The following is a 1,276-nucleotide window of genomic DNA, read 5'->3' as shown; positions in this document are numbered from 1 at the left end:
GCTGTAAGCTGTAAGCTGTAAGCTGTAAGCTGTAAGCTGTAAGCTGTAAGCTGTAAGCTGTAAGCTGTAAGCTGTAACAGCTTGAAAGAATTAATATCAGAATTACAAGAGTTAATAGCTAGAGGTACAACTATTAACACTTAAGAAGCAATGCTTTAATCTGTCTGATAGATTCAAGCTGACAGCTAATTACTGATAGCTAAAATCTCAACTGTAATAATCATTCACCGCTTTAATAAACTCATCACGCATAACAGCAGGTAGCGCATTGACACCTGCAGCGGCTGCACGGCCTCCGCCAGTTGGGAATTGACTACAAATATCACCAGCACCTTGCTTATTGTTCAGTGGCGCACGAAGCGAAACCGTATAAGTACCATCGGCATTTACAGTAAAGACAATATGCGCTTTATTGGGTGATTTGTTGGCTAACTCATTCCCGAATACGCCGCTAATACGCTTAGACCATGCTAGGTTTGGCATTGAGAATGCTGTACACGCAGCCTCATTAGCAATAGGCTCAAGAGCAAGAGCATTAGCCATATCGCTCTCATACCCTAACTTCAAAGCATGGTATGGCGAATCACTGTCTTCTATGACGGTGAATGGAGAGCTATAAGGTAATAGCTTTAGGTATAAATCTACAGGCGAAAAATGCAAATCATCAATGGTTGCACCATAGCCGTTGTAATTAATCAGTGTGCCTAGCTCTTTCAACAAGGAAGCCTCACCGAGAGAAAGACCTGCTTTCGCCGCTAACTTGTCACCTACCGCAATCAAGTTATCACCGTACACTGCAGCAATTGCCCACGAATGATATTGACCATTTAGTAGGCTATCAACAATTAAGCTAGTACAAGTATTAGCGTCTAAATCAATATGAGATTCTAGCAACTGGGTAACAGGTATGTCACCTGCGCGATGATGATCAGCATAGAAAACATGAGCGCCTGCGTCTAGAATATGTTGCAAGACTTCACTGTTTTTTTCCATTGAAATATCTAATACGGTGAGACTATCACCAGCTTTAGCTTCAACTTGCTTAAGCAGCTTAATATCGCGCTTCACACCAGTGATTAATATACTTTCTTTTGGCTCAGCTAAACGCAGCTGAAGCAGAGCGATAATGCCGTCAGCATCACCATTGAATATGTCGTAATGGGTGGACATGAAAATCCTTTTGAATTTTATACGATCAGCGATCAGCGATCAGCGATCAGCGATCAGCGATCAGCGATCAGCGATCAGCGATCAGCGATCAGCGATCAGCGATCAG

At 42.6% G+C, this 1,276-nt stretch carries 1 protein-coding gene; it reads right to left on the bottom strand.

Features of this window, described 5'->3' with window-relative positions; translation table 11 throughout:
- Window positions 1-207: 207 nt before the first annotated feature.
- Window positions 208-1,170 carry a DHHA1 domain-containing protein gene (locus tag ACVA53_RS24915; protein WP_446506625.1) on the bottom strand — a complete coding sequence of 321 codons (963 nt, stop codon included), beginning with the start codon at window positions 1,168-1,170 and terminating at the stop codon, window positions 208-210.
- Window positions 1,171-1,276 lie beyond the last annotated feature (106 nt).

It is taken from the genome of Photobacterium sp. DNB23_23_1 (assembly GCF_052873815.1).
This window is presented reverse-complemented; position numbering and strand designations above follow the sequence as displayed.